This window comes from Petroclostridium sp. X23 (assembly GCF_030013905.1).
GTDB lineage: Bacteria > Bacillota > Clostridia > SK-Y3 > SK-Y3 > X23.
The window spans coordinates 4787511-4804776 of record NZ_CP124862.1; the positions used below are offsets into that span (position 1 = coordinate 4787511).

Genomic DNA, 17266 nt, shown 5'->3' on the forward strand with positions numbered 1-17266 from the left:
CAATGGAATATGGATAATTAGAATTTGCTACATATCAAAAGAATAAGCGATTTACTTTTTCAACGACTTCTTTGATAATATCAATAAAGGTTTATATACTAATTACTTTTTCATTAGGAGATTGGGATATTATGCTAATAAATAAGATTTTAAGAAAGTTATTAGTTGTATTTTTAGTTAGTATATTTTTATTAATGTTTGCCGGGTGTGATAAAAGAAGTAATGTTGACAAAGTAATTAAAGGCATTAAAAATACCAAAAGAATATCACAGGATTCTGCAGAAGATAATGAAATTACTTTTTGGATGAAAAAGGGCCTTGTAGAAGATACCAATAAAATGATCATTCAGAGAGGAAAAGAGTTTGCAGCGTTATATAATGTTAAAGTGAATGTTGAAATAATTTCTTACGAAGATTTCTTACCTAAATGGATTTCTGCAATAGAGTCAGGCAAGACCCCTGATGTGAGTTTTTTGGGATATCAGGAAGTGGGCCAGTTTTATGAAAAGGGAGTTTTGATGGATCTTAGCTCACTTTGCGAAAAGATTGAAGCACAAAACGGATGTTTTTACCCAAGCCTAAAAAATGCTGTAACCTTTGAGGGGAAACAATATGGAATACCATTTTGGGCGGAAACAATGGTAATGTATTATCGGAAAGATCTTTTAAAAGCCGCAGGATTTACGGATCCTCCCAAAACCTGGGATGAGTATAGAAAAATAGCCAAAGCCATAACAGACCCTGCTAAAGGAATATATGGTGCAGGCATTGGATATGGAAAAGGAAATTCAGATTCGGAATGGTTTACAAGATCGGTACTTTGGTCATTTGGCGGTGCCGAAATAGACACTGATGGAAAGACAGTCATTGTAAATAGCCCTGAATCTGTTAATGCGATGAAGTTCATCTCGGATATATTTCTTTTGGATAAATCAACTCCCCCTAGTGCAATTGGCTGGGATGACAGCGGGAATAATAAAGCTTATCTATCGGGGCAGGCGGTAACAGTTTTTAATACCGGAAGCATAACCAACGCTGCTAAAACGGATAATCCCGAACTGTATAAAAATACGGGATTAGCACCTTTTCCGGCCGGACCTAAAGGACAATTCATACCGGGGATAGAAAATACTCTAGGTATATTCAGCAATTCCAATAACCCGGAATTAGCTCAGAAATTTATAGAATTTTTAATGGATATCGATTGGTATTCAAACTGGATAGATAAAAGTGCGCCGCTTTTATGCCCTGTTTATTCTCAGCTTGAAGATAACCCTATATGGCAGGACCCAATGAATAAACCTTTTATCGAATCAGTTAAAAATCTTACATTCTTGGGATATAAGGGTGAATTTTCATCAAAAGCCGGTGAAGTATATAATTTGAGGTTATTAAATGATACTGTACAAGAAATGATAAGCAGTAAATTAACACCGGAAAAATCGATGCATAATTTAAAGGAAAAGATTGAAGAAATCTATAAAAAGTAAAATTAAATAATATCAGTAGTTGATTAGTGGTTATTAAGTGCCGGAATGGGTCGCTTGATAACCTTTTTTGTTATTCTAAACGGAGAAGCAATTAGAAATATAGAGTAAGTTTATTACTATATAAATAACACTAAGTATATTACAGTCAGGAGAGAAAGAAGAAATGTGACATGGGGACGGTTTTCCTGTCACAACGCATTTGGGTGACTGGAGAACCGTCCCCATGTCACATTTCTGAGCAAACATGTAACATACTTAGTGTGACTTATATAATAAATATATTTATCTACGGTTTATGAGCTTTAAAAAGGTTAATATTGAGGGATTTTCATATGTTGCTTTTAAATTTTACTATGAATCATAAAAATGGACGATGCCTTTTTAGTAGATTTTCCAATATTTCAAAAGAATTATCGATATACAATCTTATCAAACACCTGTTATTATACCCTCATAGAAAGAAAATATAAAAATTCTTTCTAGTACATCAAATTTAAGGAGGCAAATTATGAAAAAAAGTGTAGCAGTACTCATTTGTGCATTACTGTTGTTTGGAAGTGTCGGATGTAGTCAGAAGAATACGGAACCTAAGACCGACCCAAGCCAAGAAAGCACTAATAAAACCGAAGCAGCTGCACCTGGTGCACCGGCGGAGCAAAAGAAAAATGAGGTATGGAAAATGTGTAATGGTGTTTCAGATACACATCCTCAGTCAGTTACTTTACAAAAATTTGCAGATGAATTTTCCAAGGCAACCAATGGCAGAATCACCGTTGAAGTATATCACAACAATTCACTGGGAAGTGAAGAAGAGTTAACAGAAATGGCAAGAACAAATACCTTACAAGCGTTTTTTGGAAATGTAACATCGGGGTTGCCGTCTTTTATGCCAGAGTTTGGTGTGTTCGCGCTGCCGTATTTGTTTCATTCATATGAAGATGCACATAAGTATCTAAATGAATCTCCGAAAGCGAAAGAGCTGTGGGCAAGTTTGGAAAAGATGACAAACTTACATTTTGTTGGTGATTCATTAAATGGATCCCGTGCATTAACAACAAAAGATAAAGTTGTTAAAAGTCCTGCCGATCTTAAAGGAGTAATGCTTCGCTCTATGACAGCTCAAGTATGGCAAGATGTTATTTCAGCATTAGGTGCTACACCTGTTCCAATTGCCTATAATGAATTATATGTTGCTTTGCAGACCGGTGTTGTAGAAGGGCAGGACAATGGTATTGCCAATGTTTATGATGCAAAATTTTATGAAGTTCAAAAATACTTTTATAAAACAGAACATAGTTATACGCTCAGTGGATTCTTTATTAACAGCGATGCTTGGAAATCGTTAAGTGCTGATGAGCAGACTAAATTCACGGAGTTATTTAACAAATATTGTGTAGATGAATATAGTGTGCTGATGGATGACTATTATAAAGAAGCGGAGGAAGTTGTTCAAAAAGCGGGCATGGAAATTGTCGGACAAGATAAGCTGGATATGGAGGCATTCTATGATAGTGCTGCTAAAATGATTGATGAGAAGTACATGTCAAATGAAAAGTATAAGGACATTATATTGGATATCCGCAAATACTTTGGATACAAGTAAGTTACAAAAATGTACTTAATTACAAAAAAGGATCGGCAGCAATTAATTGCTGCCGGTTAAAAAAATTTAGAAGGAGATATGCCATTGATTAATAAAATTAAGAATTTATGGGATAAGTTCGAATTGTATTTGATGGTTGTGTTCTTAGGCGTTTTCTTATTGAACATTTTTGTTCAAATTATTATGAGATTATTTTTTAAAAGTCCGTTAAGCTTTACGGAAGAAGTATCCCGCTATTCATTTGTCTGGATGGTTTTTTTAGGACTTTCATTTGCAACGCGTTATGACAAGCATATTCGTGTTGACTTTTTATACGCTAGATTCCCGAAAATAATTCAATTTATTGTAGATATGCTTTTAAATGTATTGACTCTGGCGGTATTTATTTGGATTTTTCATACAGGTCTAAAATATGTTGAATACTCGAGTATAACCAGAACATATGCATTAAATATTCAAAAATCAATAGTGGTTGCAATTATTCCGCTTAGTGGACTATTGATGATCATTCGGGTTATTGAAAAGTTTTTTAGGGATATTAAGCATTATTTTCCATCAAGATTGTAGTATTTTATAGAAAGAAGGGATATTTTGAGTATAGCTTTAATAATTTTTATCATGTGTTTTGTAGTATTGTTGCTCATTGGTGCACCTACTTATTTGGCGCTGCTGGTTAGTGGATTATCGTATTGCTTTATAGGCGGCGGGATCAATGACATGATGATTATGCAGAAAATGTTCGGGAGCTTGGACAATTTTGTGCTGTTAGCTATTCCAATGTTTATGATGGCAGGGATAGTGATGAATACAGGCGGTATTACAGACAGGATATTCAACTTCTGCCGGGCCATGTTAGGGCATTTCCCGGGTGGACTTGCATATGTTAATGTTGCGGCCAGTTTACTATTCTCAGGTATGTCCGGGTCGGCACTGGCAGATGTAGGAGGACTTGGGCAAGTTGAAATGAAAGCAATGGCCGATGAAGGATATGATGACGATATGATCATCGGTATTACAGCCGCTTCATCCACAATGGGGCCGATTGTACCGCCATCCATCCCAATGGTTATTTACGGGTCGGCTGCCAGCGTATCAGTAGGTGCGCTATTTACAGCAGGTGTTATTCCGGGAGCAATCATGGCCATAGTGCTTTGTGTTGCCATATTTTTTGTTGCGCGTAGAAAAAAATATCCGGTACATAAAAAAGCAACATTTAAAGAAAGATTGCATACTTTAAGAAAGACATTCTTTGCGCTTATGATGCCGGTAGTTATTATGGGCGGCATTTGGAGCGGATATTTTACGCCTACTGAAGCTGCATTGGTAAGCATTGTCTATGTGCTGTTTGTCATATTAGTAGTTTATAAGGAAATGGGAGTGAAGCAAATACCTAAAGTGATGGAAGAAACCGTTGTGGGGATTGTACCTGCATTAACCATCATATCGTCTTCTGCACTTTTTGGATGGGTATTGCAATTTGAACGTCTTGACAAAATTATATTAAAAGGATTGCTGGACATTTCTCATGACCCCAAAATAATACTTTTATTGGTTAACTTATTATTGCTCTTTTTTGGTATGATTTTAGATTCTACCCCAGTAATACTGCTCATGGTTCCTATGCTTTTACCATTGACAAGACAATTGGGGATCAATGATATACATCTTGGGGTGATTGTTGTTTTGAATCTTATGATTGGACTTATGACTCCTCCTATTGGTCAATCATTATTTATGCTGTCCAGTGTTACAAAAAAACCATTTGGTACCGTAGTTAGGCATACAGCACCCTGGTTGATACCTCTCTTTGCATCGTTAGCGATAGTAACTTATTTTCCCGATTTGATTTTATTTTTGCCAAGATTCTTTAATTTAGTGAAGTAAACAATTTATTACATTTTATGATGAAAGGGATTGATTTAATGAAACAATTATATGGTGTCGTAACACCGCTTATCACTCCGTTGACAGAAACAGATGAGGTAGATGTTGAGTCTCTTGAGAATTTAACCGAATACCTTATTGAAAACGGTATCAACTGTTTATATCCAAATGGTACTACCGGAGAAATGCTATATTTTGAAATGGAAGAAAGAAAATTAGTTGCAGAAACAGTTGTTAAGAAAGCGTCAGGCAGAGTTCCGGTATTTATTCAAGTAGGTGCAATGAATCAGCAGCAAACCGTTGAATTGGCAAAACATGCTTATGAGATTGGGGCCGACGGTATTGGTGTAGTCACACCGGTGTTTTTCAAGTTGACCGATAAGGCACTTGTAGATTTCTACACAGCAGTTGCCCAAAGTGTTCCGGAGGACTTCCCGGTCTATTTGTATGCAATACCTCAAAATGCAGTAAACGATATTTCTCCTGAAACAGCCAAAAATATTGCAGAAAAGTGCAAAAATGTAATAGGGATTAAATATAGTTATCCTGATTTTACCAAGCTTCAGGAATTTATGCTGATTAATGACAGCCGATTTTCGGTGCTGGTTGGACCGGATCACTTGTTCCAGGCAGTTGTTTCGGTGGGCGGAAAAGGAACGGTTTCAGGAAATGCTATGGCTGTACCGGAACATTATTATGCTTTAAATAAGGCCCTTGAAGAAGGAAACGTTGAATTGGCAACAAAACTTCAAAGAAGAACAAACATACTTAATAAAATTCTATGCGAAAAGAATAATATTGGCTGTTATAAGGTTGTGTTGAAAAACAAAGGGATTATTAAGACGACAAAAATGCGTGCACCCATGGAAGAAGTATCTCCTGAAGAACAAGACGCATTAATGAAATTATTGTTGGAAAATCAATACCAAAGTATAGTTCTTTAAATGTTAAAGGGGTAATGATCAATGAATAAGATATTGGTAACAGCGACAAATTTTTCGGCATTATGTTCAGAAGCAAAAAAGATGCTATTGGAAAATAACTATGAAATTATAGAAAATACGAAAGGGAGACCCTATACCTTTGATGAGTTAAAGGAAGTGATTGGTGATATTGACGGAGTCATTGCAGGCGTAGATACATGGGATGAAGAAGTATTTAAACTGGCACCAAAGTTGAAAGGGATTGCACGATTCGGGGTGGGTGTCGACAATATTGACCTGGCTGCGGCCAAAAAATATGGAATCAAGGTAACGAATTGTGCCGGAATTAACAGCAACTCAGTATCGGAACATGCTGTAGCGCTTATCTTATCAATGATACGGCAAATACCGAGACTTGACGGTACTACCAGAAAAGGCATGTGGGAAAGGACTATTTGCCACGAGTTAAATAAAATGACAGTCGGTTTTATTGGTTTCGGAGGTATTGCACGATTAGTTGCAGAAAAGCTAAACCCTTTTAGATGTAAAATGATAGCGTACGATAAGTATCCTGCGGTTGAGCAAGCACAGCGGCTTAATGTGGAAATATGTGATTTTGAGTATGTCATAAAAAACAGTGATATCATATCTATCCATGTGCCTTGTATTCCTGAAACCGTACATATGATTAATGATGAAACCATTGGAATGATGAAAAAAGGTGCTTTTTTAGTGAATACTGCAAGAGGCCCGGTTATTGATGAAAATGCATTATATAATGCGCTGCTTTCGAATAAATTATCAATGGCGGCCATAGATGTGTATGAAAGTGAGCCGGTTAAAATAGAAAATCCGCTGCTTTCACTGAATAATATTATATGTACGCCTCATGCGGCAGCGGAATCCTATGAAGTATATCATGATACAGGGATTGAAACGGCAACCGCACTATTGACAATCTTTGATGGAAAAAAACCGAGAAACCTTTTAAATAAATAATATAAATCTACTATATAAATAACACTAAGTACATTACAGTCAGGCGTAGAAGAAAAAATGTGACATGGGGACGGTTTTCATGTCACAACGATTTTGGGTGACAGGAGAACCGTCCCCGTGTTACATTTTATAAAATACCGTAAGGAGTATATGAATGAGGAAAGTACTGGTTGTTGGAAGTATCAACATGGATTATGTATTAGAGGTCAATCATCTTCCGCATAATGGTGAGACCATTTTATGCAGCGATTTTAGTCTTGTTTGTGGCGGGAAAGGAGCAAATCAAGCTTGCACTTGTGCTAAATTAGGAATCGAAACCATGATGTTGGGGGCAGTTGGAAAAGATGATAACGGGGACTTGTTGCTAAAAGGTCTGGAAGAAGCGGGTGTTAATACAGAATATGTATGCCGCAGCGATCATACCCACAGTGGTATGGCATTTGTTTCGGTAAATAAATGTGGGGAAAACCATATTATTGTTGAACAAGGGGCTAATAAGGAAGTTACTGTAGATTTCGTTAAGCAAAATATTCAAGTAATAGATGATGTTGATATTGTGATACTACAATTGGAAATTCCTATTGAAACGGTAGCTTTTGTGGCTAAAAATGCAAAGGAGAAAGGAAAAATTGTTATACTTGATCCTGCACCGGCAGTTAAAAAATTACCTGAAGATTTGCTCAAAAATATTGATCTAATCAAACCAAATGAGACGGAATTGCAAATTATTACCGGCGTGTCAGTAAAAAATATGGATGATTTTAAGATTGCAGCAAAAATGCTAATGGATCTAGGAGTGCCTGAAGTTATAGTGACATTGGGCGATAAGGGAGCAATATATTTGTCACAAAATGATGTTAGACATTTTCCGGGCGAAAAAGTGGATGCTGTTGATACAACGGCGGCCGGTGACAGTTTTACTGCTTCATTGGGATACATGCTTGCAAAAGGACATAGCATACAAGAGTCAATTTCTTTTGCAATTGAAATATCTGCGCTTGTTGTAACCAGGAAGGGTGCGCAGAGTTCTATTCCATCTGCGGATGAATCAAGTATGATTTATGATAGGATTGTCAGTTCTAAAAATTAAATTTTGCAAATCACATATAATGATTAGGAGGTGTACCCATGAGTAAACCTAAAATCGGAATTCGACCTATAATTGATGGACGCAGATTAGGGATCAGAGAGAGCTTAGAAGAAAAAACAATGGGAATGGCTGCAGCCGCTAAGAAGTTAATTGAGGATCATCTTTGCTATGCAGATGGCTCCCGTGTAGAATGTGTCATAGCGCCAACCACCATTGGCGGCGGTGCGGAAGCTGCCAAATGTTCAGAATATTTTTCTACGCAGAATGTGTGTGCTACTCTATCTGTTACCCCTTGCTGGTGTTACGGCAGTGAAACAATGGATATTAATCCTATGACGTTAAAAGCTGTCTGGGGTTTTAATGGAACAGAAAGGCCTGGAGCAGTTTATTTGGCTGCAGTTATGGCTGCACATGAACAGTTGGGTCTGCCGGCTTTCTCGATTTATGGAAAAGATGTACAGGATCTGCATGCTGATACCATAACTGAGGATGTATCTGAAAAAATATTAAGTTTTGCACGCTGCGCAGTTGCAGTTGGCCAAATGCGGGAAAAAGCTTATATAAATATCGGAAGCGTATCTATGGGGATTGCCGGATCAAATTGTGATGCCTCATTTTTGCATAAATACTTAGGTATGCGCACAGAATGGGTTGATATGACCGAAGTATTAAGAAGAATAAAACTAAATATTTTTGATAAAGAAGAATATGAAAAAGCCTTGTTGTGGGCCAGGAAATACTGCAAAGAAGGATGGGATAAAAACCAATCTCCACACACAAAGCAACAAAAAGAAGAGGAATGGGAATTTGTCGTTAAAGTAACACTAATCTGCAAGGATATCATGCTGGGCAATGCCAAACTAGCTGAAATTGGATATCATGAAGAAGCAAGTGGAAGAAACGGCTTAGTCGGCGGATTCCAGGGTCAAAGAATGTGGTCGGATTGGCAGCCTAATGGAGATTTTACTGAAGCAATATTAAATTCGTCTTTTGACTGGAATGGCAAGAAACAACCTATCATATTTGCTACTGAAAATGATAGCTTAAATGGTATTTCCATGTTGTTTGGTCATCTATTAACCGGGACAGCCAGTATATTTGCCGATGTCAGAACTTATTGGAGTCCTGACGCTGTTAAGCGTGTTACAGGAGAAGAGTTAACAGGAGAAGCAGCACAAGGATTTATACATCTTATTAACTCAGGAGCTGCCGCTTTGGATGGCTGCGGAGAAGTAAAAGATGAGAACAATCAAAACGTCATTAAGCCTTGGTGGGACATGGAGGAAGAAGATATTAAAGCATGCTTGAATGCTACCGATTGGTGTCCGGCGGATCTGCAATATTTTAGAGGCGGTGGTTTTTCTTCTCATTTTGTTACCAAAGCACAAATGCCTGTGACTATGATGAGAATCAACCTAATACACGGAATCGGGCCTGTGCTTCAAATTGCAGAAGGTTACACCATCGTATTACCTGAAAAAATACATAATGTTCTGGAACAACGAACAGATCCTACTTGGCCTACTACTTGGTTTGTACCTAGGCTCACAGGGAAAGGAGCCTTTAAAGATGTATATTCGGTAATGGCTGACTGGGGTGCAAATCATGCCAGCCTTACTTATGGTCATATAGGCAGAGACTTGGTGACTTTGGCATCCATGCTTCGAATTCCGGTCTCCATGCATAACATTGGTGATGGTGAGATTTTTAGACCCCATGCATGGGCAGCATTCGGAACAAGTGAATTAGAGAATGCGGATTATAGAGCATGTAAAACATACGGACCAATATATAAATAAAACAAGGAGTAAGAATTATGAGATATACGATTGGTGTGGACATTGGAACACAGGGTACGAAGGCGGTTCTGATTGATCAAGCCGGGAAAGTATTATCCCATTGTTATCAAGGATATGATGTAGAAACACCACAGCCTTCGTGGGCGCAGCAATCTGCCGAGCCATGGTTTGATGCGACGATCGAGACCATTAAAGGCGTTGTAAATAATAGTCGGGTAAATGCAGCGGATATTAGAGGAATAGCTATTAGCGGATTATATGGAGGGTCAGGTATTCCGGTTGATAAAGATATTAAACCGCTGTCGCCATGCTTGATATGGATGGACCGACGAGCTGAAAAAGAAGTCAAATGGGTAGAAGAAAATATCGATCTTGAAGAACTATTTCAAATAACAGGAAATCATGTGAACTCATACTTTGGATTTACAAAGATACTATGGATTAAGAATAATTTGCCTCATGTATGGAAAAAGATACGATATTTCTTGCCGCCGGTAAGCTATGTTATTTATAAGCTTACCAATGAAATAGCAGTGGATTATTCTTCTGCCGGCAATATCGGAGGTGTTTTCGATATTAGAACAAAGAAATGGTCCGCAGTAATGCAGGATAAACTAGGCATACCAAACCATTTGTTTCCTGAGCGGCTTGTTGAATGCACAGAAATTGTTGGACGAATAACACCGGATATTGCAGCATTAACAGGATTAAAAGAAGGTACGAGTGTTGTATGCGGCGGTGTCGATGCAGCAGTTGCAACAGTTGGAGCAGGTGTTTTTGACGAAGGTGATAACGTTGCAATGATGGGAACATCTATGTGTTGGGGGTTTGTTACGCAAACTCCTAATTTATCCGCCAAGCTGGTCAGCATGCCTTATACTGTCAAATCAAAGAAAATGATTTATACCTTTGGCGGAGCCGCAACTGCAGGAGCTGTTTTAAGATGGTTCAGGGATACCTTTGCTGAATTTGAATTGCAGCAAGAAAATATGACAAATGTTAATGCATATGGTTTGCTGGATCAAAAGGCTCTTGAAATCGGCCCGGGGTCAAATGGACTGATGGTATTGCCGTATTTTATGGGAGAAAGAAGTCCAATTTGGGATGCAAAAGCAAGAGGAACCATTATAGGTCTAAGTTTATCACATACTAAAGCGCATATATATAAGGCTTTTATGGAAGGGGTAGCCTATGCGCTTAGACATAATATAGAGTTAGTGGAAGGAACCAAAGTAAAGCTAAATAAGGAGATCATATTAGTAGGTGGTGGTGCAAAATCACTGGTTTGGCCCCAAATATTTGCCGATGTTACAGGCAGGCCGATAAAAATAATAAAAAATGATGTAGAGGCACCATTGGCAGACGCCCTTCTTGCCGGAATAGCCACCGGAGTTTTTGAAGATGAAAAAATCATCTTAAAATGGTTAACTTTTAAAGACACAATATATCCAAATGAGTTAATTTCATAATTTCTAATCCTTGAAAACACAAGGTTAGAAAAAAGCATAAAAAATAGTTTACCCCAATCCGATAAATAATTCGTCCAAACAATCCACAGAAAGGAGTAAACGTTGTACGAATTATGAATCGGCAAACAACATTATTTACTTTAGAGCAAATTATAGAAATTCAACCATTAACAAAATTACAAGCTGTTTTAACATTTATTGATTATTCAATTATGCTTGAAACTTTTAAAATTGATGTCAGCAAACGTGGTCCTAAAGGATTTGCGTATACCAGCTTGCTCAATGCTTTACTTGCAATGCAAATAGATCAAATACCTACTATTAAAGCATTAGTTAAAAGGTTGAAAACAGACCCCGTTTTAAGAGTAACCTGCGGGTTTGATACTATTGGCAAAACGCCTAGTGCTTCAACTTTCTCTAGGTTTATAGAAAAGCTCTCTAAAACCGATGTACTTGAAAAAACTTTTCAGAGAATGGTTCGTAGAGCCAAAACCTTGGGACTTATTAATGGTTCCCATGTCTCAATAGATGCATCGAAAATTGATGCCTTTGAGCATGCTGTACCAAAATCAAAAATACCAGAAAACAATCCAGAGTTTCCTCACTGGGGTGCCAAGCAAGATACCAATGGCAATATGATAAAATGGTTTGGTTGGAAGATGCATGCTGTAGTAGATACAACAAGCGGAATCCCATTAGGGTACATCATAACCCCTGCAAATGTTGCAGATATGGTAATGGCAATACCACTAATGAATAAGCTTAAGGCAGATTATGAAGACTTATTCAAACCATCTTACTACATTATGGATACAGGCTATGATATACCATCTATCTATCAACATGCTGTATCATTTGGTGCTCAAGCTATTATGCCAATTAACTGGAGAAATACGAAAACTCCACCTGAAGGCATTAACTGGGAAGGTCAACTTGTTTGCACCATGAATTATCCGTATGTGAATGGTGGAAATGATAATGGAACCATTCGGTTATTATGTCCCCACGCTTGCGGAAAAGCCAATTGTCCTATGGGTTCAAGTTGGTGTACGAGTACAAAATCAGGATACATTGGCAAAGTTAAAATTAAGGATAATCCACGGTTTATATCTTATCCATTACGAGGAACAGAAGCATGGGACAATCTATATGATGAAAGAACATCCGTTGAACGCTTTTTTGGTGATGGAAAAGAAAACTATGCTTTAAACAATCTGCGTGTAGCAGGGCTAAAAAAAGCAAAAGTATTCATGGATTTAGCCTGCATTGCAATTATTGCTACAAGAATTACAAAAGCAGAACAATCAAAAAATATTGCAGCTTAGTATTTTAATTATCAAGGAACAGGAGATGATATTTCTTAATTTCAAAACTATATAGTTGTGGATAACTATCTATTGTAAGGATAGTCTAACCTTTTTTTGCACAATTTCAAAAATATCAGTAGGAATTATCCACATTCTTGATTTTTGAATTATGAAATATCCTCAAATACTAATAATACAAAAATTTATGATAAATATTTTGAGCAATATAAAAAACTGTACATAAATCTACAGCAAAACATGAGAGAACTCTCAGAATTGACATAAAGACTACCCACTTCAGACATACCGTATATCGCATTTGCCAGCTAGTAGTCGTTCTATATATGGTATAGTGAATTTTAAAAAAGGTACTTTTTCGGAGGTTTCCCAGGCACTTGACTTATTCCAATCTGTGATTTGGTTTTCTGAGGTAGGGAGAGATTTTCACAGGTATGATTCGAGGCATTTCCAACATCGGTCCACCGGTGGACCGATGTTAAGCCGCTTCTGGTTCCTTGGACAGTGGGGATGTTTTTTAATAATTCACCAATCCTAACTTCAGCATCCAATAATGCTTCGGCTAGTAGGCATTCTTCTTTTTTTTGACCCCTTACCGCCTGAGCCAATTACAATTTTTCTATAGCTCTTATTTCTATTTTAAAATTATCCATCTGTTTTTTCTTCCATTTCCCAAATAAGTTTATAATGGGCGAGTGAATCATTATATTACAAATCAAAATGCAATCAATAACTTCCATACAATACGAATGATATATGGATGCGCAAACGCTGTAAGTGTATGCACATATTTACATAATATGAATAAGCGTATTATATTGTTACCATGAATAGTAACTCCTTGTCTTTTAGTACGGGATGGAAAAGGAGGATGAAAATTCAGTGACGGCTCAAAATCACTGAAAAAGTGTTGATTTGTCGGCAGTGCAACAGGGGGACAGTTTCATTACCTCTAAGATATCTGGGTAGCCGGGTGCCTGGTATTTCACTTCTTTTAATTCATATACTAGAGAATCACGAATTTTTGTAGGCTTTTTTCGGAGGTTTCCCAGGTACTTGATTTTAAAGGATAAAATATTACATAATAATACAAAATTATCATAAAAAAGTTGCATTCTTCTTTCCAAATAGTATATAATCATTTTGAGGAAAATTAAAGAAGTCGCCATGGCTTCCAGGTGCGCCAACACCCGGAAGCTCATGCAGGTACCTACACCACCTACACGAATAGCATACGCTACCACTGCGACCTTATGTTATTATACAGCATTTGGCTTTTGTTTTCAATAACATAAAGCGCACGTGTAGGAGAACTACGTTTTTCTGCATGTGCGCTTTTTTAATTTTCCTCTCAAATTCATTTTTGAGAGGAAAATATATATGTGTAACCATGTTGGAAAAAAAGAGGAACTGGCGGGGGCGGCTTTGAATTTGGATTGTCAACTGGCAGGGGATGGTCCATCTTCGAATGCCTCCGGAGAGTTGGAAGCAATGAAAAAGTCTATTGATCAGGTGAGGCAGCGTTTGCACCTTTTGATTACTAAAGCGCATCATCACCTGGTCACACAAGAAATCTTGCGTGTCAGCCGGGAACTGGATGAACTTATCGCTGATTATCAAAAGGCAATCAAAAATATTGAATAGGAAACTGAAGCATAAAGAGACTTCTGTGTTAATCTATGCTGCCCGGGATAGAAAGCAGTTGTCCGAGTGGTATATGGGGACGTGCCTGATCTTGCACATAATTATTGGCTAGTAACAGTTCAAATGATACAATCCTGTTTGGAGGTGGTAAGTATGAGCAGGTCACCAAGGGTATTAAGCCAAACAGGATTGTATCATATTATTTTTAGGGGCTTAAATAGACAGAATATATTTGAAGAAGACGCTGATTTTCACAAAATGCTTGAGATATTATTCGGAATAAAAAAAGAAAGATGTGTCGAAGTATATGCATATTGCTTAATGTATAACCATGTGCATCTGTTTATTAGAGAAAACTGTACGGGCGATATTGTGAAAGTTATGCACAAATTGCTGACGAAATATGTAGGCTGGTACAATTTCAAATACCAGAGAAGCGGAAGTCTTATCGGTAACAGATATAAAAGTGAACCTATAGAAGATGAGCGGTATTTTTTTGCATTGACGCGATATATTCATCAAAATCCGATAAGGGCCGGAATTGTCAAAGAAATAAGCAAATATGCTTGGAGCAGTTATAATGATTATATGTCATTAGATTCAGGAGAAAAGATTACAGATACCTATTTAATACTGGAAATGTTATCTGCTGACGCTGAAGAAGCTAGACGAGAGTTTATCGAGCTACAAAAAGAAATTGGAAGTGAGAACTTCCATATAACCGACAGTAAAAAATTAACTGATGAACAATTACGTAGAAAGGTTATTAAGTGTTTAGACGGGTTAGATCCTAAAGAAATTGGAAACAAGCCTCGAAAAGAGCGAGATGAAATATTGCGATATTTGAGAGAAAAAGAAAAGTTTACAATAGGACAGTTGGAGCGGCTAACAGGTATTTCAAGGGGAATAATTACACGCTATAACGTGCAAAAATAGGCACGTCCCTAAGCATTCCCTAAGCATTCCCTAACTTCTTTTTTCTCTGCCATATGGCTTGTCCTCCGTTTTCTGAAATTTTGATGGTGTGTCAAAATGTCAGAAGCGGAGGGGAGCGGCAGCGGGGAACGATAGCTGCCTTATATAAAAGTGGATTGTAAAACTCTGTAAATCCCTGTCGTTGTGAACGGTTTCTTATCGAATGAAAAAAGTCAGTAGATTGCCTTTGGCAAAATACTGACTTTTTTAAAGTAGACTTATGAAATTGTTTATGTAGAGGAAGGTATTGACGGACAGCGCCGTCTTTATCTACACCTCCGTGCGGGAGGGTGGCTGTTATTCCCCATAGAGATACCCCTTTCGACTGAAAGCAGAGCGAAAGCCAGTATCCCGATATCCAAATGATCTGTCAAAAGCCATGAAAAAAGTACAAGGGTCTGCCCTCTTGTGTAGAGGACAGACCCTGCGCGGTTTTTGGCAGCCAGGCTATCGTAGTGTTAAATAACACCTTAGACCCTATGGCTTTGCGCCGCCGGTTTTCACCGGGTTTGCCCTTTGCAATTTAACCTATTATTAAATTATCGCTGTAAAGATGGTTCCTTGCACGTTTTTTGTATTTCGCATGACACTAACAGTATCACTCCCATTTGAAAAAACGGATGGAGATACCACCACAAACTACCGCAATGATTGCCATAGCCGCAAGAGGGAACAGTACGCCCTGGGCAGGCAACCCAAGTGAGGTTGCTTTCAAAAGTTTGATTCCCTGTGTTAAAGGCATAACATCTGCGATCCTCTGCAATGAAGCAGGCATAACCTCATAGGGTAATGTTGCTCCGGAGAAAACTAGCATGGGAAAGTAAAGCACACTTGCAAGGATGCTTGCGGATTTCATGTTCGGAGAAAGTCCACCGACCAGCATTCCAATGCTGAACATGGAAAGCATAACGAGAACAAACGAACCCAAAAACGGAAGGAAAGCACCTTGCAAGCGGACTCCGAAAAACAAAGCAGAGGTCAGATAAACCAATGCAAGGGCAATAAACGAATATGTTGAATAGATTGCTACCTGCACCGCCAGCAATAGGGACGGGCTTGACGGTGTTACCTGAAACCGCTTTAGAATTTTCTTTTGACGATAGTCGGAAATAACAAGCGGCAGCCCCATGACGCCTCCTGCACAAATGGCAATGGTTGAAATTGCACCGAAGGATTGTTCCAGAAAGCTGTAGTCTGCACTGTCATAAGCGGGTTTGTTTCCAGAGATAATGCCAAGCAGTACCACCATAACAATAGGCATACAAATGGCAAAAATAATCATGTCCATGCCGCGAAAAGATAACTTCATCTGTGTTCTCAGCATAGTGAAAAACTTATTCATTCTCATCAACCTCCTCTCCTGTAAACCACAGGTATGCATCTTCCAGCTTTTTATATGGACTTTTAGCAATTGCTTCCGGTACTGTACCACAGAAGAGAAACTGCCCGCCTTTCAGAATTCCAATTCTATCGCAGAGTTCCTCAACCTCATCCATAAAATGAGAGGTTAAAAGGATGGTCAAGCCCTTTTCTTTCAGCTCTTTTAAGCTTTTCCAGACACTTCTTCTCGCTTTCGTGTCAAGACCGGTGGTCAACTCGTCCAAGAACACCACCTGCGGATTTGGAATGAGTGCAAGAATGATGAACAGCTTTTGTTTTTGTCCTCCTGACAACTCACTGACGAAGCTTTTTTCCTTTTCTGTAAGCCCGAACCGGCTCAACAATTCCCTGTAGCTGGCAGGGTGTTTGTACAGGCAGCTTGTTTCCTGACAAAGCTCGTCCACCCTAATTTTATCGGGATAGTTTGCCTCCTGAAATTGTACACCCACTTGCTCAAACAGTTTTTTTCGATCTCCTTGAGGACTCATGCCTAAAATAGAGACACTTCCTCCATTCGCTTTTCTGGTACCCAAGATACATTCAATCATGGTGCTCTTTCCTGCGCCATTAGCCCCCAGCAACCCGAAAACCTCTCCTTTGGCGATGGATAGGTCAATGCCGTTAAGGACACACAGTTCACCATAGGCTTTACGCAGATCTGAAACTTCAATAATGGATTTCATTT

14 protein-coding genes and 1 riboswitch are annotated in these 17266 nt (G+C 38.2%); of the genes, 12 read left to right on the plus strand and 2 right to left on the minus strand.

All coding sequences use genetic code 11. From position 1 onward, the window contains the following. Positions 1 to 131: 131 nt before the first annotated feature. The 12 genes from QKW49_RS22550 (at position 132) to QKW49_RS22605 (ending at position 15162) form a co-directional block, all read left to right on the plus strand. Positions 132 to 1490, plus strand: a complete 1359-nt coding sequence (locus tag QKW49_RS22550; protein WP_282864885.1) for a sugar ABC transporter substrate-binding protein — start codon at positions 132 to 134, stop codon at positions 1488 to 1490. Positions 1491 to 1998: 508 nt separating this feature from the next. Beyond that, positions 1999 to 3093, plus strand: coding sequence for a TRAP transporter substrate-binding protein (locus QKW49_RS22555; protein ID WP_282864886.1), 1095 nt, complete (start codon positions 1999 to 2001; stop codon positions 3091 to 3093). Between the two features lie 84 nt (positions 3094 to 3177). Further along, the gene (locus QKW49_RS22560; protein ID WP_282864887.1) at positions 3178 to 3660 is read left to right on the plus strand and encodes a TRAP transporter small permease; all 483 of its coding nucleotides are present in this window, start codon (positions 3178 to 3180) and stop codon (positions 3658 to 3660) included. A gap of 24 nt (positions 3661 to 3684) precedes the next feature. Next, complete coding sequence (locus QKW49_RS22565; RefSeq protein ID WP_282864888.1) at positions 3685 to 4977, plus strand: TRAP transporter large permease; 1293 nt, start codon at positions 3685 to 3687, stop codon at positions 4975 to 4977. A gap of 38 nt (positions 4978 to 5015) precedes the next feature. After that, positions 5016 to 5921 (plus strand): dihydrodipicolinate synthase family protein, encoded by a 906-nt coding sequence (locus QKW49_RS22570; RefSeq protein ID WP_282864889.1) that lies wholly within the window; start codon positions 5016 to 5018, stop codon positions 5919 to 5921. Positions 5922 to 5942: 21 nt separating this feature from the next. After that, the gene (locus QKW49_RS22575; protein ID WP_282864890.1) at positions 5943 to 6899 is read left to right on the plus strand and encodes a phosphoglycerate dehydrogenase; all 957 of its coding nucleotides are present in this window, start codon (positions 5943 to 5945) and stop codon (positions 6897 to 6899) included. Between the two features lie 154 nt (positions 6900 to 7053). Then, on the plus strand, positions 7054 to 7989 hold the full coding sequence (rbsK, locus tag QKW49_RS22580) for a ribokinase (protein ID WP_282864891.1): 936 nt from the start codon (positions 7054 to 7056) through the stop codon (positions 7987 to 7989). Positions 7990 to 8027: 38 nt separating this feature from the next. Next, on the plus strand, positions 8028 to 9788 hold the full coding sequence (locus QKW49_RS22585; RefSeq protein WP_282864892.1) for an L-fucose isomerase: 1761 nt from the start codon (positions 8028 to 8030) through the stop codon (positions 9786 to 9788). 17 nt (positions 9789 to 9805) lie between these two features. Beyond that, positions 9806 to 11257 carry an FGGY-family carbohydrate kinase gene (locus tag QKW49_RS22590; RefSeq protein WP_282864893.1) on the plus strand — a complete coding sequence of 484 codons (1452 nt, stop codon included), beginning with the start codon at positions 9806 to 9808 and terminating at the stop codon, positions 11255 to 11257. A gap of 113 nt (positions 11258 to 11370) precedes the next feature. After that, positions 11371 to 12582 carry a transposase gene (locus QKW49_RS22595; protein WP_282863267.1) on the plus strand — a complete coding sequence of 404 codons (1212 nt, stop codon included), beginning with the start codon at positions 11371 to 11373 and terminating at the stop codon, positions 12580 to 12582. 1380 nt (positions 12583 to 13962) lie between these two features. Continuing rightward, positions 13963 to 14226 carry an aspartyl-phosphate phosphatase Spo0E family protein gene (locus QKW49_RS22600; protein ID WP_282864894.1) on the plus strand — a complete coding sequence of 88 codons (264 nt, stop codon included), beginning with the start codon at positions 13963 to 13965 and terminating at the stop codon, positions 14224 to 14226. A gap of 153 nt (positions 14227 to 14379) precedes the next feature. Further along, positions 14380 to 15162: a transposase gene (locus QKW49_RS22605; RefSeq protein WP_282864895.1), complete on the plus strand. Its 783-nt coding sequence runs from the start codon at positions 14380 to 14382 to the stop codon at positions 15160 to 15162. A 473-nt stretch (positions 15163 to 15635) separates the two neighbouring features. Continuing rightward, positions 15636 to 15725, minus strand: a riboswitch (cyclic di-GMP riboswitch). A gap of 74 nt (positions 15726 to 15799) precedes the next feature. Here the strand turns inward: QKW49_RS22605 and QKW49_RS22610 are convergent. Together QKW49_RS22610 and QKW49_RS22615 are read right to left on the minus strand one after the other, a co-directional pair. Beyond that, entirely contained in the window at positions 15800 to 16543 is a 744-nt protein-coding gene (locus QKW49_RS22610) for an ABC transporter permease (RefSeq protein ID WP_282864896.1), read from the minus strand. Further along, positions 16536 to 17264 (minus strand): ABC transporter ATP-binding protein, encoded by a 729-nt coding sequence (locus QKW49_RS22615; protein ID WP_282864897.1) that lies wholly within the window; start codon positions 17262 to 17264, stop codon positions 16536 to 16538. Before QKW49_RS22615 ends, QKW49_RS22610 begins: the two co-directional genes overlap by 8 nt. Positions 17265 to 17266 lie beyond the last annotated feature (2 nt).